This window comes from Leucothrix arctica (assembly GCF_003172895.1).
Classification (GTDB): domain Bacteria; phylum Pseudomonadota; class Gammaproteobacteria; order Thiotrichales; family Thiotrichaceae; genus Leucothrix; species Leucothrix arctica.
The window spans coordinates 66,240-89,394 of the sequence record NZ_QGKL01000024.1 but is presented as its reverse complement, the minus strand read 5'-3'; the positions used below and the strand labels follow the sequence as shown (position 1 = coordinate 89,394).

At 44.9% G+C, this 23,155-nt stretch carries 21 protein-coding genes; 15 read left to right on the top strand and 6 right to left on the bottom strand.

The genetic code is table 11. The annotated features are described in order from the left end of the window. Nucleotides 1–348 precede the first annotated feature (348 nt). The 7 genes from ppa to lipB all read left to right on the top strand — a co-directional run bounded on the left by ppa (nucleotide 349) and on the right by lipB (nucleotide 6,964). Entirely contained in the window at nucleotides 349–876 is a 528-nt protein-coding gene (gene ppa / locus DKT75_RS08175) for an inorganic diphosphatase (protein WP_109822932.1), read from the top strand. Nucleotides 877–996: 120 nt separating this feature from the next. Then, nucleotides 997–2,907, top strand: a complete 1,911-nt coding sequence (mrdA, locus tag DKT75_RS08170) for a penicillin-binding protein 2 (protein WP_109822931.1) — start codon at nucleotides 997–999, stop codon at nucleotides 2,905–2,907. Nucleotides 2,908–2,923: 16 nt separating this feature from the next. Beyond that, entirely contained in the window at nucleotides 2,924–4,039 is a 1,116-nt protein-coding gene (gene rodA, locus DKT75_RS08165; protein WP_109822930.1) for a rod shape-determining protein RodA, read from the top strand. A gap of 122 nt (nucleotides 4,040–4,161) precedes the next feature. Beyond that, nucleotides 4,162–4,725: an SPOR domain-containing protein gene (locus tag DKT75_RS08160; RefSeq protein WP_109822929.1), complete on the top strand. Its 564-nt coding sequence runs from the start codon at nucleotides 4,162–4,164 to the stop codon at nucleotides 4,723–4,725. A gap of 192 nt (nucleotides 4,726–4,917) precedes the next feature. After that, nucleotides 4,918–6,060: a D-alanyl-D-alanine carboxypeptidase family protein gene (locus DKT75_RS08155; protein ID WP_109822928.1), complete on the top strand. Its 1,143-nt coding sequence runs from the start codon at nucleotides 4,918–4,920 to the stop codon at nucleotides 6,058–6,060. Nucleotides 6,061–6,065: 5 nt separating this feature from the next. Beyond that, entirely contained in the window at nucleotides 6,066–6,332 is a 267-nt protein-coding gene (locus DKT75_RS08150) for a YbeD family protein (protein WP_109822927.1), read from the top strand. Beyond that, the gene (gene lipB, locus DKT75_RS08145; RefSeq protein WP_109822926.1) at nucleotides 6,320–6,964 is read left to right on the top strand and encodes a lipoyl(octanoyl) transferase LipB; all 645 of its coding nucleotides are present in this window, start codon (nucleotides 6,320–6,322) and stop codon (nucleotides 6,962–6,964) included. Before DKT75_RS08150 ends, lipB begins: the two co-directional genes overlap by 13 nt. Here the strand turns inward: lipB and DKT75_RS08140 are convergent. Then, the gene (locus DKT75_RS08140) at nucleotides 6,909–7,640 is read right to left on the bottom strand and encodes an arylesterase (protein WP_109822925.1); all 732 of its coding nucleotides are present in this window, start codon (nucleotides 7,638–7,640) and stop codon (nucleotides 6,909–6,911) included. The two genes, lipB and DKT75_RS08140, sit on opposite strands and share 56 nt — an antisense overlap. Nucleotides 7,641–7,657: 17 nt before the next feature. Here DKT75_RS08140 and DKT75_RS08135 point away from each other — a divergent pair, with 17 nt between their 5' ends. Both DKT75_RS08135 and DKT75_RS08130 read left to right on the top strand, forming a co-directional pair. Further along, nucleotides 7,658–8,353: an ABC transporter ATP-binding protein gene (locus DKT75_RS08135; protein WP_211665286.1), complete on the top strand. Its 696-nt coding sequence runs from the start codon at nucleotides 7,658–7,660 to the stop codon at nucleotides 8,351–8,353. Further along, nucleotides 8,350–10,818: an ABC transporter permease gene (locus DKT75_RS08130; protein ID WP_109822924.1), complete on the top strand. Its 2,469-nt coding sequence runs from the start codon at nucleotides 8,350–8,352 to the stop codon at nucleotides 10,816–10,818. Before DKT75_RS08135 ends, DKT75_RS08130 begins: the two co-directional genes overlap by 4 nt. Before the next feature lie 3 nt (nucleotides 10,819–10,821). Here the strand turns inward: DKT75_RS08130 and gcvA are convergent, their stop codons facing one another. From gcvA to DKT75_RS08105, 5 genes are all read right to left on the bottom strand, one after another. Continuing rightward, nucleotides 10,822–11,766, bottom strand: a complete 945-nt coding sequence (gcvA, locus tag DKT75_RS08125; protein WP_109822923.1) for a transcriptional regulator GcvA — start codon at nucleotides 11,764–11,766, stop codon at nucleotides 10,822–10,824. 152 nt (nucleotides 11,767–11,918) lie between these two features. Continuing rightward, entirely contained in the window at nucleotides 11,919–12,359 is a 441-nt protein-coding gene (locus tag DKT75_RS08120; protein ID WP_109822922.1) for a DMT family transporter, read from the bottom strand. Nucleotides 12,360–12,361: 2 nt separating this feature from the next. After that, on the bottom strand, nucleotides 12,362–12,817 hold the full coding sequence (locus DKT75_RS08115; protein ID WP_109822921.1) for a DMT family transporter: 456 nt from the start codon (nucleotides 12,815–12,817) through the stop codon (nucleotides 12,362–12,364). A 171-nt stretch (nucleotides 12,818–12,988) separates the two neighbouring features. After that, nucleotides 12,989–14,083: an ABC transporter ATP-binding protein gene (locus DKT75_RS08110; protein WP_109822920.1), complete on the bottom strand. Its 1,095-nt coding sequence runs from the start codon at nucleotides 14,081–14,083 to the stop codon at nucleotides 12,989–12,991. Continuing rightward, nucleotides 14,083–14,883, bottom strand: coding sequence for an IclR family transcriptional regulator (locus DKT75_RS08105; RefSeq protein WP_109822919.1), 801 nt, complete (start codon nucleotides 14,881–14,883; stop codon nucleotides 14,083–14,085). Before DKT75_RS08105 ends, DKT75_RS08110 begins: the two co-directional genes overlap by 1 nt. Before the next feature lie 191 nt (nucleotides 14,884–15,074). On the opposite strand from DKT75_RS08105, the gene DKT75_RS08100 reads away from it, so the two are divergent. From DKT75_RS08100 to DKT75_RS08075, 6 genes are read left to right on the top strand one after another with little or no spacing between them, the layout of a single operon-like run. Beyond that, nucleotides 15,075–15,953, top strand: coding sequence for a carbohydrate ABC transporter permease (locus DKT75_RS08100; protein ID WP_109822918.1), 879 nt, complete (start codon nucleotides 15,075–15,077; stop codon nucleotides 15,951–15,953). A gap of 2 nt (nucleotides 15,954–15,955) precedes the next feature. Then, entirely contained in the window at nucleotides 15,956–16,807 is an 852-nt protein-coding gene (locus tag DKT75_RS08095; RefSeq protein ID WP_109822917.1) for a carbohydrate ABC transporter permease, read from the top strand. After that, nucleotides 16,804–18,954, top strand: a complete 2,151-nt coding sequence (locus DKT75_RS08090; RefSeq protein ID WP_109822916.1) for an alpha-galactosidase — start codon at nucleotides 16,804–16,806, stop codon at nucleotides 18,952–18,954. Before DKT75_RS08095 ends, DKT75_RS08090 begins: the two co-directional genes overlap by 4 nt. After that, on the top strand, nucleotides 18,947–20,113 hold the full coding sequence (locus tag DKT75_RS08085; protein WP_109822915.1) for a galactokinase: 1,167 nt from the start codon (nucleotides 18,947–18,949) through the stop codon (nucleotides 20,111–20,113). Before DKT75_RS08090 ends, DKT75_RS08085 begins: the two co-directional genes overlap by 8 nt. Further along, nucleotides 20,110–21,174 (top strand): galactose-1-phosphate uridylyltransferase, encoded by a 1,065-nt coding sequence (gene galT / locus DKT75_RS08080; RefSeq protein ID WP_109822914.1) that lies wholly within the window; start codon nucleotides 20,110–20,112, stop codon nucleotides 21,172–21,174. The genes DKT75_RS08085 and galT overlap by 4 nt, the downstream gene beginning before the upstream one ends. Further along, nucleotides 21,171–23,147 carry a beta-galactosidase gene (locus DKT75_RS08075; protein ID WP_109822913.1) on the top strand — a complete coding sequence of 659 codons (1,977 nt, stop codon included), beginning with the start codon at nucleotides 21,171–21,173 and terminating at the stop codon, nucleotides 23,145–23,147. The genes galT and DKT75_RS08075 overlap by 4 nt, the downstream gene beginning before the upstream one ends. Nucleotides 23,148–23,155 lie beyond the last annotated feature (8 nt).

Sequence of the window (23,155 nt, the reverse complement as noted above, 5' to 3'; positions counted from 1 at the left end):
TAGTTGATCCCGTATCGAACTCATCTTAAATTAAACGCTCTTATTACATTGAAAATAAAGAATATTCTTAAGCAATAACGGTTAAAACCCTTAAAGCCATCTCAGCGAGGCGAATAATATCGCTTGCTACCAAACTTGTCACATAAAAAACCTGATTAACAAAAATAATGTTGACTAGAAAGAAAGTGTTTATATGTAAAGTGGATAATGGTGCTCACCAATATCATCTTTAAAAAGTTATGTATTGCTTACTTTTATATTAACCTACAGGAATAAGCATAGGCGACAACAATCTAAGTCTCTATAATGCATTACGACTTTCCTCTTACATGTTTCAAGGTATACAACATGAATATTGATAAACTTTCGATTGGTAAGGACGTTCCTAATAACGTAAACGTTATTATCGAAATTCCTACAAACGCTTCTCCTGTAAAGTATGAAGTAGACAAAGACAGTGGCGCACTAATGGTTGACCGTTTCATGACGGCTCCAATGTTCTACCCTGCAAACTACGGTTTTGTACCGCACACACTAGCTGATGATGGCGACCCTATCGACGTACTAGTTGTTACGCCTGATCCACTAGTTCACGGCTGTGTAATTCCAGCGCGTCCAGTTGGCGTACTAAACATGTCTGACGAAGGCGGCGGGGATGTAAAAATCGTTGCTGTACCAGCAGGCAAATTGTCTACACAGTACGACCACATCAAAAACTACACAGATCTTCCTGAGTTACTACTTCAGCAGATCGAACACTTCTTCGAGCACTACAAGCAGCTTGAAAAAGGTAAGTGGGTAAAGATTGACGATTGGGCTGATGCAGAAGCAGCATGTAAGGCTATCCAAGAGAGCGTTGAAGCATTTAACAAGTAAGTTATTTGTGTGAATCGCTAGGGCATTTATTACCCAAATGGTAATAACATTCCTAAACGGACTGTGCTACTTTAAGTGCAGTCCGTTTATCCTTCGATTTACTACCTTACAGCGTCTAAAATGCTCGAAAAAAAAATACTAAAAGACGAAAAAGAAGAGCACTTACTCTTTAGATCCCGCGCCATCGCAGCAGCGGTTATCGTGTTCCTATTATTATCTGTCATCGGTGTAAGACTTTTTTACCTACAGATAACTAGTCACGAACACCTGACAGAACTCGCTCAAGAGAATTATCAAAAGCGAATACCTACACCACCTGTGCGCGGTCAAATATATGATCGTAACGGCATTGTATTAGCTGATAATAAAATCGAGTACGTATTGGAAGTTGTTCAGGATAAAGCACAAGGGCTTGATGACAATATAGCGCTACTCCAGAAGCTTATTCCGATCAGCCCAAAAGACATCAGCAAATTTAAGCAAAAGCTTCGCATTAACTCGAAATTTCAACCGGTTGTGCTTCGCTCTGCATTAACTGAAGAAGAGATTGCCATCTTCTCAGTGAACCAATATCGATTCCCTGGCTTTGCGGTCAATATACGGACAGAACGTCTTTATCCTTTTGGCTCAGTCGCCTCGCACGTTATAGGATATGTCGGTCGTATCGATACCCGTGACTTAGAACGCCTTGGTAAAGATGAGTATAAAGGCTCAACCCACGTTGGAAAAACGGGTGTAGAACGTTTTTATGAGTCACGCTTACACGGCAAGGCGGGCTTCAAAAAAGTAGAAATGGATGCTCACAGCGAGCCTCAACGCACATTGGCAGAAGAGTCTCCTATATCTGGAGAAGATCTATTTTTAACAATAGACCTCGAACTACAGATCAAAGCAGAGCAACTTCTAGAAGGACAGCGTGGCGCAATCGTTGCGATAGATCCTAGAAATGGTGAAGTTCTAGCAATGGCGAGCGTGCCAATGTTTGACTCTAACTTGTTTGTAAACGGTATTTCTTACAAAAATTATAATGCTTTGAGAGATAACCCTGAGCGACCTTTGTTTAACCGAGCACTGCAAGGTGCTTATCCGCCGGGTTCTACGATTAAACCTGCAGCAGCATTGGCGGGTTTAAACTCAGAAGTAATAACGCCGAAGCGTTCAGTTAATGGTCGTGGTTTTTTCCAAATTCCTGGTACTAAACATCGCTATCGTTGCTGGAAGAAAACAGGTCACGGCCACATTTCTGTAAATCGTGCGATCTATCAGTCATGTGACGTTTATTTTTATGACTTAGCCTATCGAATGGGTATTGATCGTTACTCAGAGGCCATGAGTAGGTTTGGCTTTGGCCAAAAAACGGGTATTGACCTACCTCATGAGCGCTCAGGTCTTATGCCGACACCTGCTTGGAAAAACCGACGCTATAAAACAAGTTGGTACCCTGGCGATACTGTCAACGTTGGTATTGGTCAAGGCTACTGGACAGCATCACCGTTACAACTGGCACACTCCACAGCAACAATTGCTACAAAAGGGCGACGCATCACACCGCACGTACTTAAGTCGGTGAGAGTGTCACGTGACTTGCCTGAAAAACTGACGCGTCCCAAGTTTCTTCCTAGCGTTATTGCAGAAGACAAGCATTGGAATACCGTCATTCAAGGCATGGTTAACGTCGTTCATGGCCCTATGGGAACAGCGCGAGGCTCTGGTGCAGGCGCTAAATACCGCTATGCAGGTAAAACAGGTACCGCTCAAGTATTTGGTATCGCACAAAACAAAACATACAATGCAGCAAAGCTTGCTAAGCGCTTGCATGACCACTCGTTGTTTGTCGCTTTTGCGCCGCTAGATAACCCAAGAATCGCATTATCGGTTATTGTCGAAAATGGTGGTGGCGGTAGTGCTGTCGCAGCACCTATCGCTAGAAAATTACTAGACTCTTACTTGTTGCCAAAGCCAGTCACTATAAAAGTAGACAACACAAAAGAATCATCAGAAACGCCACCTAATAAAAACGATAACAGCTAAGAGGCACGGGGGAACGATGAATAACTCACTAGGTATTTTACGCCCTGCCTGGGAAGTACTTTCTAAGCTAGACTTAGTCATGTTACTTGCACTTGCGGCACTGCTGACACTTGGCGGCATTACGCTACACAGCGCCAGCGGTGGTGATGCTGCAATGATGCAACGGCACTTCTTCCACCTAGTATTTGCCTCAATAGTCATGTTAGTTGCCGCTCAGTTTCCCAGCCACATTCTTAGCCAGTGGTCGGTATGGGTTTACTGTGCCGGCATTATTTTACTTATTTTAGTTATATTTCAAGGTTCTAAGGGTGGTGGCGCTCAGCGCTGGCTTGAGCTCGGGTCGTTCCGTTTTCAACCTTCTGAAGTCATGAAGTTAGCCGTCCCGATGATGGTCGCGAGTTACCTCTCCGGTAAAACCTTACCCCCAAAGCTTAAACACAATCTTATTGCCGTTGCCCTTGCATTAGTCCCTATGCTGCTCATCGCGAAACAGCCCGACTTAGGCACTGCACTACTCGTGGGTACTGCTGGCTTCTTCGTGATTTATTTTGCGGGAATTGCATGGAAGTGGTTACTGCTGTGCGTTGCGGCATTGGCAGGTGCGGCTCCATTACTATTTTTCTTTGGAATGGAAGATTATCAAAGACAACGCGTACTCACACTGCTTGATCCCGGCAGTGACAAGCTAGGAAGTGGCTATCAAATCATTCAGTCCACAATTGCAATTGGCTCTGGTGGCGTCTATGGCAAAGGCTGGCTCAACGGTGATCAGTCACGACTAGACTTCTTGCCTGAGCGTCATACTGACTTTATCTTCGCGATTTTCGGTGAGGAATTTGGCTTACTTGGTAACTTAATCCTGCTGGGTATTTACATCTTCATCATCTGGCGCGGCCTCTACTTAGCGAGCCGCGGAGCAGACTCATTCTCTCGACTTTTAGGCGGCAGCTTGAGCCTTACCTTCTTCGTATACTTATTAGTAAACACAGGAATGGTCAGTGGTATCCTGCCTGTAGTTGGCGTTCCACTGCCATTAGTTAGCTATGGCGGAACCTCAATGGTTACGCTGATGGCAGCGTTTGGCTTACTGATGGGACTGAAAAAGCGCAAGGTCGGGTATGAGGAATACTAACGGACACCTACCTAATATCCGCTAGGTCGAACATACTAAAATGATTATGCTAGTATTATTTTAGATAGCCGGGGTTGGCATCACACAATAATAAATTAGCCTGTTTACAGGGGACAATAATAATGAAAATAAATAAGATCCTAACCTTATGTGTAGCAGTGGGTGTACTCGCTGGCTGTAGTCAAATTTCTCAATCAATTAAAAGCGTAGGCGATATCGGTGGGCAGTCACTTGGTAGCCAGAAGCTTGGAAGTCAAAAGTTAGGCAGCCAAAAACTGTTGGGTGGCCAACAATTATTCAGCCAAAAGAGCGATACCTCTTTGGATGATATGGGTCAGTCAAGCCTAGTAGTGCCACCTTCACTAGCACTACCTTCTGACGTTTCTCAACATAATGCTCAGATACAACAACAAAAGCAAGTTCAGCAGCGTCAAGCCCCAGCAAGCAACAAAAACTATTACGTTGTTGTTGGTACTTACCCTGACTCTGAACAGGCAATGGATACATTTGTACGCCTGTCTTCAATTGGACTACCAAATGCAACAATGGAATCCCGTGTAACCAAAGCAGGCAAAAGCCTTCATATGGTTCGCTTAGGTCCATTCAAGCGCCAAGAACAGATCGACAAAGTTAAAGATAGCCTATTAAGCGATGGCCTATCTCAATTCAAAGTTGTCGAAAGTTAATTTGACACTTGCACGACCTATCAGCATGATTCTATTTTAAGCACTGCTGATAGGCCGTCATGCCTTAAAACGCTGGAAATACGGTTGAAGAGACTGTAAGGTCTATTCACGCAGTTTGCATAATGCGATAGTTGTTCTTAACTTGAATAAAAGTGTAATTACACTAACCCCTTTCTGAGGCCTAAATCCAGTATGTTCGTCCGACTTATCCCCGTTCTGTTCTGCCTATTTATCGGCCTAACACCTTCTTCATACGCTGCTAATAGCGTTCCTGAACTTCCTCAGCTTGGGGCTTCACAGTACCTCTTAGTAGATTTTTTAAGTGGTACTGAGCTTGCAGCTAAAGATCCCGACAAGCGTATAGAGCCCGCCAGCATTACGAAGCTAATGACTGCCTACGTGCTTTATCAAGAGCTTGAAAAAGGCAATATTAAAGTAGAAGACCGTGTTTTGGTCAGTGAAAAAGCGTGGAAAATGGAAGGTTCTAGAATGTTTCTAGAAGCTGGAAAAAAAGTACCGCTAGAACGCATGATCAATGGGTTAATCATCCAGTCAGGTAATGACGCAGCAGTTGCTCTATCTGAGCACACCTCTGGTAGCGAAGAAAACTTCGTTCGCAAGATGAATGCTAATGCGCAACGTCTTGATATGACCAACACAAATTTTGTGAATGTAACGGGTTGGCCAAACCCTCGTCATTACATGAGTGCACGAGACATCGTTACGCTAACGCGAGCCGTTATCAACGAATACCCTGAACACTACAAGATGTATAGCCAGAAAGAATACAGCTATAACGGCATCAAACAATACAATCGTAATAAGCTGCTGTGGCACGACGACACGGTAGATGGCGTAAAAACGGGTCACACAGAAAGTGCAGGCTACTGCCTTCTTTCTTCTGCTCAACGAGGCTCAATGCGTTTAATCTCTGTCGTGCTAGGCGCTGAGTCTGACAAGACTCGCAGCAACTACAGTCAACAATTACTAGAATACGGCTTCCGCTTTTATGAAACACATAAGCTATATGACGCAAACTCAGTACTCACTGAAGCACGCGTCTGGAAAGGAACAAAGCCAAGCGTGCCTACAGGAATTATTGAAGACTTCTACGTCACTATCCCTAAAGGTAACTACTCGCAACTTAAAGGATTAATGGAAATTAACAAATCCATTGATGCACCGGTTAAGCGTGGCGATGTGATTGGAATGGCTGTTATTAAAGATTTAGATCGTATTGTCTTACAAAAACCACTAGTTGCGATGGATAGTGTTGATACTGGCGGAACATGGACCAATATTACAGATAGCGTTAAAAAGTTATTTGTGGAGTAAGTAAGATGAGCGAACAAGAATCTTTGATTAAGTTTCCTTGTGATTTTATGATCAAGGCAATGGGAAAAGCGACACCTGAGTTTCAAGAAGTTGTTTTTGAAATATTTCAGAAGCACTACCCAGAGTTTGACCCTAAAAAAGCTAAACACCAACCCAGTAAAAATGGTAACTTTACCAGTATTACTGTGACAGTTTATACCACTAGCAAACCACACCTTGACGGGATATACCAAGACCTAACGGACAGCGGACACGTTTTGTGGTCGATGTAACAGAGACCATCGTAGTTCGACAACTTGGTGTTAGTGATTACCAAGAGACTTGGCAAGCAATGAAAGACTTCACGCGTAATCGTGAAGTCGACACCCCAGACGAGCTATGGGTTTTAGAACATCCTCCCGTTTTTACCCTTGGTACAAACGGCAAGTCTGAACATATTTTAAGTGCGGGAGATATTCCGATCGTGAATATCGACCGTGGCGGCCAAGTAACTTATCACGGCCCCGGCCAGTTGATTATCTATCTACTACTAAACCTTCATATACGTAAGCTTGGCATACGCAAACTGGTAACGATTATTGAAGATACCCTTATCGAGTTGCTCGCATCTCACCATATCACTGCCAATAGTGATCCTGCAGCGCCGGGCGTATATGTTGAAGGCAAAAAGATAGCGGCTCTAGGTTTACGCGTATCAAAAGGCTGTACCTCGCACGGTCTTAGTCTCAATGTAGATATGGACCTATCCCCTTTCAAGCGCATCAATCCTTGCGGCTATCAGGGGCTAGAAGTAGCCCAATGCAAAGCACTGGGCATCAACTTGTCGCTACAGGAAGTAGCAATTCAACTTACTGAGTTACTACAACTTCGTCTTTCTGAGGCTCTTGAGCAAGATTCTGACTAACCGTCTGATCTTCTTGCCCCAGTAGCTTTTCTACTGCAGGCCCAACAACAGTCAACACATCACCTAGTACTTGAGGCTGCGCATCTGCTGTCGGATGAAGGCCGTCGCTTTGCATCAAGTCATAATCCAATGCGACACTTTCCAACAGAAACGGCAAAAACGGTAATTCAAACTGCTTAGCTAAGTCGACATAAACCTGCTCAAACTTCTGAGTATAGGTAAAGCCGTAGTTCAACGGAATGCGAATACCAAGCAACACCTGTTCGCTGCCAGCTGCCTTTATAAGCTCAATCATCGCAGTGAGGTTTTCTTGCATAACTTCTGTTTTTATACCTCGCAAACCATCGTTTGCTCCCAACTCTAGTAACACTAGGTCTGGTTTATGCAGCGTGAGCGCGGCAGGTAAACGACTCAAACCACCTTGCGTCGTCTCACCACTTATACTGGCGTTAATCACGTTTAAATCATCGCGATACTTCGCCTGAAGTAGGTTTACCCAACCTTTTTCTACTGGAATTCCATAGGCTGCGCTGAGGCTATCTCCCCACACTAAAACCGTCTTCTTACTATCAACTACTTCGCTCTCGCTATCATTAGCCAAAACCTCACTAGAATTTAATATTAGCGCCACTGCAAGTGAACATATCAAGGCGTATACTGGTTGTATTATTGTCATAAAAAGTCCTAATTACGATGTCTGAAAAAACAATGAAGTACGCTATTGAGACAACGCAACTGTCCAAAAAGATCCAATTAAAAAACGGTCAGTCGCTATCTATTTTGCATGATATCACGCTACAAATTCCACTCGGCAGTTCCGTCGCTATAACAGGGGCCTCTGGCTCTGGAAAAACGACCTTATTGGGACTTCTAGCAGGACTAGATACCGTCAGTGGTGGTGACATAAAACTCCTCGACACTTCCATGGTTGATCTCACCGAAGATCAACGTGCAGCACTACGTTTAGGGCAAGTAGGGTTCGTATTCCAATCGTTCCATTTAATGAATAACCTAAGTGCTTTAGAAAATATCATGCTGCCTTTAGAGCTTGAGAAAAGTAATAAAAACCCACAAAAAACAGCATTAAAAGCACTAGAACAAGTAGGGTTAAGTGAGCGAGCCACACACTTGCCAACGCAGTTATCAGGTGGTGAGCAACAACGTATCGCCCTCGCCCGTGCTTTTGTGAACAAGCCTAAGATCTTATTCGCAGATGAGCCTACAGGTAACTTAGATCAGGCAACGAGTACCGATATAGAGCAGCTTTTGTTTAAGCTTCAAAAAGAAAACGACAGCACACTTATATTAGTCACGCATGATGAAGCTTTGGCTGAACAGTGTGAATATCACTATAAGCTCGTTGACGGCAAGCTGGTTAACAACGTATGAATATACTCAAAGTCTGGCGTCAATCATGGCGCATTGCAGAAATGCGCCTACTGTTTTTAGCATTATTAGTATCGGTCACAGCCGTTACCTCGGTAAATTTTTTCACTGATCGTACTGAACGATCCATGCTCCAACAGGCGACTAAATTACTGGGTGCTGATTTAACTGTTCGCTCATCCCGACCGTTGAGTAAAGATTACTTAGCTCAAGCAGAAAGCTTAGGCCTTAAGCAGGCAGAGATGATCAGTTTCAACAGCATGGTGTCTATCGATGACCGTTTGCAACTGTCTCAGATTAAAGCAGTTAGTGACGGCTTTCCCTTACGTGGCAATATTGAAACCAGCTTACAGCTTGACGCAATCGGCAGTATTGACAGCCTTGGGCAATTAAAGTCCGGGCAAATCTGGGCAGAGACCTCTCTCTTTAATGCCCTAGAAGTGCAACCTAAAGTAGAAGTCCGTATTGGTCGCAGCCTATTTACTTTAGACAAGGTCCTCCTTAAAACACCCGACCAAGGTGCAAGCGTTTTTCAGTTTTCACCTCAAGTGTTAATGCCGCTAGCAGACTTGCCAGCAACGGGACTTCTTACTCCCGGCAGCCGTGCGCGCTTTAGCTACCTTTTTGCAGGGACTGACAAGCAAGTAAGCGAGATGACGGATTGGCTCAAACCGAGACTCGCGACAGGTGAGCGACTTGAAACACTAAGTGACGGCCCTCCATCAATAGGCAAAGCCCTAGAACGTGCTCAGCGCTTCCTAAATACCGCCGCTTTACTGAGTGTTATTCTTGCAGGTGCGGCAATCGCGCTAACTAGTTACAGCTTCAACCGTCATGAAACACACACTGTCGCTGTTTTGAAAACAATGGGCGCATCACGTCGTCGCATTCTGTTTCGTTACTTAAGCCAACTGTTTTTGACAAGTACTGCGGCGGCGATTCTGGGTGCATTACTCGGCTTCGCCATACAAGCAACCCTGACTTACGCACTGAGGGACATCATTGGGCAAAGCTTACCTTCGCCGAGCTTTATGCCTGTTATTACAGGATTACTGACGGCATGGATTATGGTGCTTGGTTTCTCATCACCTCAGCTTGTGCAGCTCGTTAACACGGCACCTGTACAAATATTCCAGCAACAGAGCCTCACAAGCTCGAATAGCTGGAAACTCTTGTTAGCGACCGTGATGTCCGGTGTGTTCGCATTAATGTTTATGCAAACAGAAGACCTAAAGCTTACTGTCTTCATATTCTTAGGCACATTGGCCGCTATCGTCATTTTTTGGTTAGTCGCTAGTGGCTTACTTAAGCTGCTAAAAAGCCTTAGCAGCAACACCAACAACGCTTCTTTCCGCACCCTTGCTAACGCAGGGCCACGCTTAAAACTATTAATTGTAGTATTTGGAATTGGACTATTCAGCCTGTTATTGCTGACTGCGCTACGGGGTGACTTACTAGAACGCTGGCAAAATAGTATCCCAGCAGACGCTCCGAACAACTTCCTCATCAACATTCAACCTGAAGAGGTGAAAGGGTTAACGAGCTACCTGAAAGGCAAAAATATAGATGCAAATCTATTTCCGATGATTCGCGGTCGATTAGTTGCTATGAAAGGCCAGCCAGTCATTTTAGACAATTATCAAGACGGTCGAGATCGTCGATTACTGCAACGTGAGTTCAACCTATCATCAACTAAAGACTTGCCAGCAGCTAATATTTTATTAGACGGCGAATGGTTTAAGGGTGATGCACCTAAAGGTTTTTCCGTCGAAGAAAGTGTGATGGAACGCTTTGCTCTTAAAATTGGTGACAGCATGACTTTTGATATTGCCGGACAACAAGTCACTCAAGACATCACGAGTACACGTCGTGTTAACTGGGATAATTTGACGCCTAACTTCTTTGTACTAGCAGCACCTGGGTCAATGGATAAACTTCCTCAGACATTTATAACCAGTGTATTTGTACCTGAAGGTGACAGCAAGCTAGTGCCTAACTTAGTGAAGCAATACCCAAGTGTTAGCACTATTGATATCAGCGCTATTATGACTCAAATCAAGGAGCTGATAACCAAGGCAGCCTTTGCCGTTCAAGCCATTTTTGCGTTTACACTCATCGCGGGAATAGTCGTCTTACTTGCTGCACTTCAGTCACAAAAGGCTGAGCGACGTAGAGAGTTGGCAATTTTGAAAACGATTGGTGCTAGCCGCAAACAAATACGCAATAGTATTTTGGTTGAGTTCTTACTAGTGGGCGCTATTTCTGGATTCTTAGCGGGCTTGTTTGCGATGATCGCTAGCAACGTTGCCGCTTATGTACTATTCGACTTAGAGCCAAGTATCAACCTGTCGTTGATACTTATTGGAATGGTGTCAGGGGCGTTGCTCGTGAGTATCGCTGGTTACTTTAATCTAAGACCACTACTACAAGTACCACCTGCAATATTATTTCAAGAACACAACAGCTAACGCTTAAGAAGCCGCTGCCGGTTGAGATTCAGCGGCTTCTTCGAGTAACCATGTTACAAATGCTTCAACCGCGTCATTCCCTTTTTCTTCAGGGCGAATAACGTAATAAGAAGATTCTAGCGGCATTTTTAAGTCGAATGGAATACACAAGCGTCCAGCATCAATATCATACTGAGCCAGTGGTTCCATGCTCAAGCCGATTCCCTGTTTATCAACCGCACCGGCTAATACAAGCAGTACATGGTTAAAGTGGAGACCTCGCTTCGCATCAACACCTTCCACGCCTGCTAACTCCAACCAACGTGCCCAACTAGGGCGGCCTGTATAGCCAGTGTCATCATGCAGCAGTGTGTAATTACGAAGGTCATCAGGTGTCTTTAACGCATTCTCCCCTTCAAGTAAATCTGGACTACAAAGCGGCACAGCAGACACGTCAAATAACTTATCAACACGATAGCCTGGGTAATCACCCTCACCAAAACGAATAATGACGTCGATGTTCTCACCACGAAACCATTCACTCATATTACTTGTGGAGACACGACTGGTGATCAATGTGTCGTCACCGGTAATCTGCATATCAATATCAGGATGAGCACCAGAAAACTTATGCAGTCTTGGTACCAACCATTTCGCAGCAAATGATGGCGCCATGCAAACATTGACGCTTGCGTGCTCGGTATGACGCTGCATCAGCTGTACTGCTTCTGCAAGATTTTCAAAACCTTCGCGGAGCTTGGGTAAAGCTATTTCTGCCGCTTCCGTTAATTCGATAGAACGGTTCTTACGCTCAAACAGAGGAAAGCCCATAAACTCTTCAAGGGCTTTGATCTGATGACTCACAGCAGCTTTAGTCACAAACAACTCATCGGCTGCTTTACTAAAACTTAAATTCCTTGCTGCTGACTCAAGAACGCGCAAAGAGTTTAATGGAGGAAGTTGAGGCATAAGACGATATATCCACGATAAGAAAAAGTTTAACAGCTACTATTAACTGTCAACGTTAGCTCTAGAATAAGAAAATTACAGCACTATCACGACTAACTATTAATGGAGTATATCGGAAAGCATTAGGATTCGGGAAAATAGACGCTAGTTGGCTATTTCAGTGGTTTTTTACTAGGAATGCTAACAATAATCACGCCTAAAATAATAATGAACACACCGACGCTCTTTTCAAGACTAAATGACTCACCAATTTTTGGCCAAAATACAGCGCCTAAGTAAACCAAAACATAAGCGAAACTGAGTAATGGATAAGCACGGCTTAGCTTCAAAAATGATAGCACATACATCCACAAAATCATTGAGCCAAAGTAACTACTCACACCCAAAACAAACCAAATAAGCATTGATTGCTCAGCAGGTGCGAGCTGCCAAATTAATAATTGATCAGTGAACTGCGCCCAAGTTGTTAAATACTGGGTACTCACTTTCATGAAAAGCTGACCAATCGCCGTAAGCATAACGGCGGTAATCAGCAGTCCCCAAGTAGCGGGTGACACTTTTGAGTGAGTGACTGGGGTCGCATAGCTCTGCATCGTCACGCCCCCACCAACACTTTAATACCTAACAATATAACGCCAACACCAACCCATCTATGTATAGGAATAGCTTCTTTAAAGAGAAACTTAGCGCCCAGTAAGATGAAAATGTAGTTAAGGCTTAGTAATGGATAGGCCAAACTCAAGTCAATTTTAGTTAATACCATTAACCAAAACATTAGCCCAAGTCCTAGAAAAATTATACTCAGCACAACATCAGCATTAAGCATGTTATTTAACACGCCATCGCCATTATTTTGTGAATATTTTATAGATGCCCTCTTTTGCAATAACTGCCCACTCGTCGTAAAGAGAATGGATAGTATAAACACAATAAGTACATCACCTGAAAACAGCACGCCCTGTTTACCCCACTTTGATTTTTGATTAACTCCCTTTAATACGTTAACACAACCAATGCAGATCGTATTTTCAGTATTTTTAATACTAATCAATAATTTATATGATTAAAGAAAAGTAAAAATCAGGTACTTAAGTTACACGAAAGTACCTATTTATTCTCTTAAAGGAAGGCCATGTGCTAGTCATATCACAATCAAAATGAATACCAACTGTACAAATTATTTTTATATTTCAGCTGGTAATATATAAGTTATACGAAACGCTTAGACGGTCACTCGACGCTTGAATGCACTCTCGTCTGAAGCAAACAAGTAGGCACTCTCTGTTGCAGCGGCAACTGAAACGACTTCACCTGCTTTGGTACGATCATGCCCAGAGCGCTCAACCACAAAGTTATCGTTACCGCCGTACTCCCCATAAAGGAATGACGTTCCACCTAGGTGTTCAGACAACACAACCTTCAGATCAAAACTCAAATCACCCTCTGAAGCAGAGAGGTTCTCTGGACGTAAACCAAGTGTTAGCGTGTCACCAACCGTCGCATTACTCGTATCAAAATTTAATGAAACTATTTGACCATCAGGCAGTTTGACCTGCGTAACGTCACTACCCGCCCTAGTCAGCGTCACTGGCATAAAGTTCATACGTGGCGAACCAATAAAACCCGCAACAAACAAGTTTTGAGGATGCGTATATAACTCCAGTGGCGAACCATGCTGCTCAACATGCCCTGCACGCAGCACTACAATCTTATCCGCCATCGTCATTGCTTCGACTTGATCATGCGTCACATAGATCATGGTATTACCCAATTGCTGGTGCAATTTACCAATTTCTAAACGCATCTCTACGCGTAACTCCGCATCAAGGTTCGACAACGGCTCATCAAACAAAAACACCTCTGGATTACGCACAATCGCACGACCAATAGCTACACGCTGGCGTTGCCCACCCGATAAAGCTTTAGGCTTTCTAGACATATAGTCGCCTAATTGCAAAATCTTAGCCGCATGATCTACTTTTTCTTTAATGACGCTCTTATCTACGCCATTCATCTTCAAACCAAAACCAAGATTCTCTTCAACCGTCATGTGAGGATAAAGCGCGTATGACTGGAATACCATTGCGATTCCACGTCCGGCCGCTTCAAGATGAGTCACATCTTTACCGCCAATCTCAACCATACCTGTTGTGACTTCCTCCAAGCCTGCAATCAGTCGCAACAAAGTTGATTTACCACAACCTGACGGACCAACAAATACCGTAAATTCACCAGAGTTAATTTGTAAATCAACACCATGAATGACTTCTATATTACCAAACGACTTAACCAATTTTGATAGCTTTACGTCAGCCATTACTTAACCTCTACACTCAATTTAGTTTCAGGCTGAAGACGCTGCGCAATAGTCTGCGCCGCCTTAGCTACTCTTTTACCCCAATCCTCAAAGTCACTGTCTGTGACACGAAAAGTGGGCGCGGTTACGCTTATCGCAGCAACAGGCAAGCCCGCCGTATCAACAATCGCTGCAGCCACACAGCGAATACCATGCTGATGTTCCTCAGTATCAAATGCGAAACCGCACTTAGAAATTTCTTTTAACTGCCTCAATAACAGCACGGGTGATGTGATGGTTTGTTGCGTATAGCGCTTAAACTCTATTGAACCAACAAACTCTCGCTGCTGATCTAAAGGTAGTGCGGCTAACATCGCCTTACCAACACCGCTACAGTAAACCGGTGATTTATCACCCACACTCACGCTATAACGAACACTTTGCTCTGACTCAACTTGAGACAAATACACTGCATTTGTATCAACGAGTACCGCTAGCTGAACTGACTCACCGGTCACCTCAGCGAGGTCTAACATCGAAGAATAAGCAAGTTCTCGAACGTCTGACTGCTTCCAAGCCTGATTCGCCAACTCTAATAAGCGATAACCAACACTGTAAGTTTGGCTACCTTCATTAAAGCGCACCATACCCTCAGTCTGCAGACTGCCAAGCAACCTATGTAGCGTTGCTTTGGGCACATCCAATGACGCTTGAAGATCTGCAAAGCGCAAAGGAGTGCGTGAGTCTGCAATTTCAGACACCACCATTAACCCACGAGTTAATCCACTATTCTCTGTTTTGACACCTGCTACCTTCGCCATATCACCTCTATTGCAAACCGCATAAATCAATTTTGGAACATTGTTCCACCAAATTACAACAAAAACAATAACTCATTTAAAATAATAACTTACGACACAAAGAGGATTGACAGGCGTCGTAAAATATCCATATACTTCGAAAAGTGGAACAATGTTCCGATTTACACAACGCTTTTAACCGGGTAACACCAATGAGCCAAAAAGCCAGCAAACGCCAGTTCAATATAACTCCTTGGCTATTCTTAATGCCCGCATTAATCATGTTTGTGGTTTATGTGCTTTACCCTATTATTCAAAGCATCTCATTAAGCTTTTATGAGTGGGACGGTCTGGGTGAAAAGACATGGGTTGGTGTCGCTAACTATGTCGAACTGTTCGATGACGACCGCTTTTGGCTATCCCTTAAGAACAACATTATTTGGTTAGTGTTCTTTATGTTAGCGCCGATTATTGGTCTAGCAATCGCCTTATTTCTTAACCAAGAAGTAGCCGGAATACGCTTAGCAAAATCACTATTCTTCTTCCCTTTTGTTATTTCACAAGTGGTTGTCGGTTTAGTGTTTGCTTGGTTCTATGACCCAGGCTTCGGTTTATTAGGACACGTCATGGGGTTCTTTGGAATGGAGCCAATATCCGTGCTCGCCAATGAAGACACTGTGACCTACGCCATTATTATCGCGGGTTTATGGCCACAAATTGCTTACTGCATGATTCTTTATCTCACTGGTTTAAATGGCTTAAATCCAGAACAGATAGAGGCAGCACGCTTAGATAACGCCAAAGGTTTTAAAATGCTTTGGTACATCATTTTGCCGCAGTTACGCCCGGCAACCTTTATCGCCATCGTGGTCACAGTCATCGGGGCACTTCGAAGCTTCGACCTCATCGCCATCATGACCGACGGAGGTCCTTATGGTAGTAGTTCGGTACTGGCCTACTTCATGTACGAGCAGAGTATTAACAGCTTCCGAATGGGTTACGGTGCAGCAATCGCAACCGCCTTATTCATGATCATGAACATCTACATCGCCTTCTTCCTATGGCGCATGTTAAAATCGGAGGAGCGTTAATCATGTTTCCAACGCCACTAAAACATCGTTCAACTGCGGCTAACATCAGCTATCGTCTTGCTGTACCAATCACACTATTAATCTGGTTACTGCCTTTATTAGCCGTCGCACTGACCTCCATGCGCTCTATTGAAGACATCAACCAAGGTAACTACTGGGGCATTCCAAGTGACTGGAACCTAGTTGAGAATTACACCGAAGTATTCAAAGCAACGCCGATGTGGCAGTACCTTTTCAACACATTGAAAATTACCGTACCGACAGCAATCGGCAGTATTGCGCTGGCCACAATGGCAGGCTTCGCGCTGGCTAAGTACAAGTTTCGCGGCAACCTATTTTTGTTCGCACTATTCATTGCGGGCAACTTCGTGCCGTTCCAAATTTTGATGATTCCAGTACGTGACTTAACCATCGCATTTGGTCTTTATGACACAACGCTTGGACTTGTGTTATTCCATGTTGCCTTCCAAACCGGCTTCTGTACCTTGTTTATGCGTAACTTCATCGCTCAATTACCCAATGAATTAATGGAGTCTGCTCGCTCTGAAGGCGTAAAAGATTGGCAAATATTTATCTATATCATCGTGCCATTAGTACGCCCTGCTCTCGCAGCACTGGCAGTACTGGTATTTACCTTTATATGGAATGACTTTTTCTGGGCATTAATCTTGGTGCAAAGTGATGAAGTTCGTCCTGTCACAGCAGGTCTAAATGCACTACGCGGCCAGTGGCTAGCGTCTTGGCACTTGATCAGCGCTGGCTCAATTATCGCCGCGTTACCACCAGTAATGCTGTTCTTCTTAATGCAAAAGCACTTTGTTGCAGGTCTAACGCTAGGAGCAAACAAAGGATGAGTAGTCACTACTATCGCCTAGATAGCGCTGAATCAACACTACTACTGATCAGCATTGAGCAAGCTATTCCAACGGTTATCTACTACGGTAGCCGTTTAAATAGTGAGTTAGATGCGGCGACAGCTGAAACACTTGTTTCGGACTCAATCCCCAATGCGATGCTTGATTCGCGTGTAAACATCAGCTTGTTACCTGAAAACAGCCGTGGTTTTTTTGGTGAAGCAGGCCTTCAAGGCCATCGTGACGGGAGTAATTTCACCCACCGTTTCGAACTCACTGAGGCACTGCGCGAGACAGACAAACTAGTCTTTACTGCAACTGATGACACGGCAGGTTTACAGATCACCACAACCATTAACTGTGACTCTGACAGTAATGTGTTTAGTTGGACGCACTCACTGGTCAACCTAGTTGATAGCCATTACACGGTTAATGCGCTGAGTTGCCCGAGCATTCCGACCTCATTGGACATGGATCAACTGATCACGTTACACGGGCGCTGGGGGAAGGAGTTCCAACAGCAAAAAACGGAATTAGCGGCAGGTCGATTCCAAATCAATAACCGCCGTGGACGTACTAGTCATGAGTACTTCCCGGGGTTATTCCTGGGACAAGACAGCACTAACGAACTATCAGGCAAAGCCTTCGCAGCCCATCTTGGCTGGAGCGGTAATTACTGCATGATGATCGAAAGTCTCTCAGAATGTGAGCGTTACTTTCAGTGTGGCGAGCTATTATTACCGGGCGAGATGATACTGGCGAAAGGTCAGGAATACACAACGCCAACGCTTTATACGACAACCTCTAATAACGGTTTTTCAACGTTATCACAGCAGCTCCACCAGTTTGCTCGAAACAACATATTACCAACGTGGACGCGTAGCACTAGACCCGTGCATTCAAACAGTTGGGAAGCGATGTATTTCGACCTCAACACTGACAGCCTAAAAGAACTTGTCGATGCCGCACATGCCACAGGCGCAGAACGTTTTGTGCTTGATGACGGTTGGTTTATGGGCCGTCGTAATGACCAAGCAGGACTCGGTGATTGGCAAGTTGACCCTGCTGTATTCCCTGACGGACTTGGCCCATTAGTTGAACACGTTCGCAGTAAAGGCATGCAGTTTGGTCTGTGGTTTGAGCCTGAAATGGTCAACCCTGACAGCGCACTGTTCCGTGAGCATCCTGAGTGGGTACTCCAATATCAGCCTTATCCGCTAGTACCGGGCCGTTACCAAGAAGTATTAGATTTAAGTCAGCCAGCGTTATTTGAATATCTATTTACCGCAATGTCATCGCTGGTTGCTAAGCATAAGATTGATTACATAAAGTGGGATATGAACCGAGACACGTTAAATGCTGGCTCTAATCTACACCCATCGCAGCACAAACAAGTTACCGCTGTTTACGCATTAATGAGCGCGCTCAATGAAGCCCACCCTTCCCTAGAAATAGAGAGCTGTGCCTCAGGTGGCGGTCGCGCTGACTTTGGTGTTTTGCAGCATACCGGTCGCGTTTGGACATCTGATAATATTGACCCTATTGAGCGCATCAGCATTCAACGTGGCTTTAGTATGTTCTTCCCACCTGAAATCATGGGTGCGCATATCGGCTCTGGTACCGCACACTTAACCGGCAGACAAACCTCACTAGACACTCGCGCCATCGTTGCGCTACAAGGTCAAACAGGTTTTGAGTTCGACAGTCGCTTGCTAAACAACACTCAACGTAAAGTCGTTAAGCACTACACCGACATTTACAAAGCTAACCGCGACTGGCAAAGCTCAGCAAAGCTGTGGCGCCTACCGAGTAAACAAGACTGCTTGCACACACAAGGTCTAGTCTCTGAAGATCAGTCCAAATCACTTTGGACAGTGACTAGCGACGGCAGTCATTTACACGCCTCTGCTGGTCGTTTAAAGCTGCATGGACTTATTCCTGATGCAAATTACACAATTACTTGTTTAAATAACAACCTCTCTGAGTTGGCAGGTTTTGCCCGTGCACTACCTGAGTGGCTCATCGAAAACAACCTAACACTCACTGGCGAGCTGCTAATGCAAATGGGGATATTACTGCCCTACATGCCACCACAGACCGCACTCCTCCTAAACTGTCAGAAAAGTAGCACTAAGATTTATGAATAACAACCCACTACTACAGCCCTTCATTGAGCGTTTTGCTGAGAGCGACCAAGAGATTCGCGTGTTTTATGCCCCTGGACGAGTGAATCTCATCGGAGATCACACGGACCATTGCGGTGGATTAGTCTTTCCTTGCGCTATCGACCGCGGCACCACCATGCTTATTCGCAAGCGTAGTGACAATGTCGTGAAGCTAGCGTCGATGAATTTCGAGCTAATGGCATCACTTGCGCCGGACGAGTTAGAACATAAATATGGCGACAACTGGATTAATTACGTTTTAGGCGTGATCAGTCAGTTCCGCCAAAAAGGCGTTGAAACAACAGGTTTTGAATGTCTGTTTAGCGGTGACATTCCCAATGGCGGCGGTCTTTCCTCCTCTGCTTCCTTGGAAGTTGTCACCGCATTTTCTTTAAACCAGATGTTTAACGGTGGCTTTGGTGAAGTTGAACTGGTGAAAATGGCGCTAGCGGCTGAAAATGATTTCGTCGGTGTTAACTGCGGCATCATGGATCAGTACGCTATCGCAATGGCACAAAAAGATCATGCGATGATGCTCGACTGCAACACGCTTGAGTGTACCCAAACACCGTTGAAACTCGACGGATACACCATCGTTATCGTCAACTCAAACCAGCGTCGTGACCTCGTTGACTCCAAGTACAACGAACGCTTTGAAGAGTGCCAACAAGCGACTCGCGAGATTAAACAACAACTAGATGTGCAACAACTTGCAGAAGTTACGATTGATCAGCTTAATGAGCATATGAACGTATTTAGCAGCGAATCGATCGCAAAACGCGCTAAACACGTCATCACTGAGCATAACCGTGTACGTGATGCCGTTGCTGCACTGAACAAAAACGACTTAGACACACTGGGTCGGTTAATGATTGAGTCACACAAATCCATGAGTGAAGACTTCGAAGCCTCTACTGACATCATCGACACGTTGATCGATATCTCACTGGATACACCGGGTGTTATCGGTGCGCGCATGACAGGTGGTGGTTTTGGTGGTTGCACAGTGACGTTGGTTGCAGACTCACAAGTAACTAACTTTATAGAGTCAGTCGGTCGCAGTTACCGTGAAAGCTGCGGATTGACTGCCGACTTCTACCCGACCAAGAGCGATAACGGCATGCGAGAGATCACTGCATGACCAACGTCATCACCGATCAAGGTAATTGGGAGCGACGCTGGCATCCATTGCTATCGCAGTGGGTCGTCGTCGCAGCAAGAACCGGAAACCGTCCTTGGAATGGCGCAACTGTCGGTGAAGAGAGTGACGCTGTAGTCACTTCAGCACACGATAAAAGCTGTCACCTGTGTGCCGGAAACACCCGTTCAAATGGTGAGATAAACCCTGACTACACAGGCCCGTGGGCATTTAATAATGACTACGCATCATTTGCACCCGATGCACCCAGCTTTGAAAACGAAAACAATAACAACCCACTACACCGACGTGACTCAAACCAAGGTCACTGCCGCGTGCTATGTTGGACAGAGCGTCACGACCAGACTTTAGCCAGCATCTCCACTGACAACATGTTAGCTGTTGGCCAACTTTGGCAAAACGAATACAACACGCTCTCTCAAGATCCTGAAATAAGTCAGGTATTAATCTTTGAGAACAAAGGTCAAGAAATCGGTGTATCTAACCCTCATCCGCATGGTCAAATTTATGCGACAAGTTTTGTAGGCGATAGCTTTGAGCGCGCTCGTAAAGCACAAGCAGAGTGGGCACGTGATAATAGTAGCGTCATGTTACTAGACCTAATCGCACGTGAAGAATATCAATACTCACTGAAGGTCAGTGAAACCGACCACTTCATGGCCATCGTTCCTTATTTCGCACGATTTGCTTATGAGTGCTGGATTATTCCAAAAGCAGCCGCAAAACACATTGGTGATATGAGCGACGCACAACGCGACGACTTAGCCCTGCTTTATCAAAAAATGGCGAAGACTTATAACGTGTTATTTCAGCGTGAAAGCCCGAACATTAGTCTCATGTACAACGCACCTTGCGACACACATCAAGACAACCAACACTGGCAGTTTCACTTTGTGATGCAACCGCCACTGCGTGAGCCAGACAAGTTGAAATACCTTGCAGGTTTTGAGTCAGGCACCGCCAATATCGTTAATCCAGTACAACCAGAAGCCGCAGCTCAACGCTTGCGTGAAGCTTTCAAAAGCGCGGAGACAAACACATGAAATTAGGCGTTTGCTACTACCCTGAACAATGGTCAGAAGACATCTGGAAACAAGATGCCGCTGAAATGGTTGCTGCGGGTATTGAGTGGGTTCGCATCGGTGAATTTGCATGGAGTCGTTACGAGCCAAACCCCGGTGAATACCAATGGGAATGGTTACAACGCTCACTCGATATACTCGGTGATGCAGGTCTAAAAGTGGTACTTGGGACACCAACCGCGACACCACCAAAGTGGTTAATGGATCAACACGACGACATTATCGCTGTGGATGAAGCAGGTAACCCAAGAAACTACGGCTCACGTCGTCACTACTGCTTTTCGTCAGAGACTTACCGCACACATTGCCGACGTATTGTGACCGAAATGGCAAGTAAGTTTGGCAAACACCCAGCCATTAAGGCTTGGCAAACAGACAATGAATACGGTTGCCATGACACGATTTTAAGCTATTCAACCATGGCTTTAGAAGGTTTCCGAGAGTGGTGCCGTGACCGTTTTAATGATGATATCAGCGCACTGAATACCGCATGGGGTAATGTTTTTTGGAGCATGGAGTTCCGCGACTTCGACGAGATAGAGCTGCCTAACCTGACCGTGACTGAGTCAAACCCTGCACACCGTTTAGATTTTTGGCGTTACAGCAGTGGCTGTGTTGCCTCTTATAACAAGCTTCAGGCCGATATTTTACGTGAGTACTCTCCCAGTTTGGACTTGATTCATAACTACATGGGCAACTTTACCGACTTTGATCATCACGATGTTCAAGCGGATTTAGACATCGCGAGTTGGGACAGTTACCCACTAGGTTTCCTAGACTGGAGTACTTACAACGAGCAAGAAAAACGGCAGTGGATGCGTACCGGACACCCTGACTTTGCAGCGTTTCACCACGACTTATATCGCGGTGTCGGCAAAGGCCGTTGGTGGGTAATGGAGCAGCAACCCGGCCCTGTAAACTGGGCACCTCACAACCCATCACCACTGGACGGCATGGTACGTCTTTGGAGTTGGGAAGCGTTTGCGCACGGTGCAGAAGTGGTGAGTTACTTCCGTTGGAGACAGGCTCCTTTTGCTCAGGAACAAATGCATAGCGGCTTGAAACGTCCCGATAATGTTGACGATCAAGGCATGCTAGAAGCCAAACAAACCGCTTCCGAAGTACAACTGCTAATGTCGCAGTCAACGACTGAAGCCGACAGCACACACATGCACAAAGAAGTCGCTTTCATCTTTGACTATGTAAGTGACTGGTCGTTACGCGTGCAGCCGCAAGGTAATAATTACAACCCGCTGCATTGGGCTATTTCTATCTATACTGCTTGCCGAAAAGTAGGCGTAAACGTCGATATTTTGCCGCCACATGCAGACTTAACGGGCTATGCAACGATCGTTATTGCTAACCAACAGCTGGAACATGACGGACTATTACAGTCATTGAAAAGCAGTGACGCACAGATTATATTGGGACCACGAAGTTTCTCAAAAACACAGCAGTATCAAATACCTAAAACATTAGCACCGGGTAGCTTGCAGTCACTCATTCCACTAAAAGTAGTGAGAGTTGAGTCGCTTGCCGATTTCTGGTCAGATGATGTTAATAAGCTAAACGCAAGCAACCAGCAAAGTCTCACCGTCAAGCGATGGCGTGAATTTGTTGAGACAGACCTAGCACCCAAGTACAAATCTGCAGATGGCTGGGGCTTAGCTTATCAACACAACAATATTCACTATATTAATGCGTGCTTAGAGCAAGATAGTTTGAATCTTTTGCTTCAAGAGATACTCTTAAATAACGACGCGCTAACAGTAAAACCCTGCCTTGGTGGCTTGAGGCAGCAAAAAATCGGGAAATGGCAGTTCTTCTTCAACTACGGTCCAGAAGAGCAGTCTCTACCTAATCACCGTCAATTAGTTTTGGGCACGCACAATTTAGCCCAAGGTGAGTTGGCAATTTGTTTGAACGAAAAATGATAAACCAT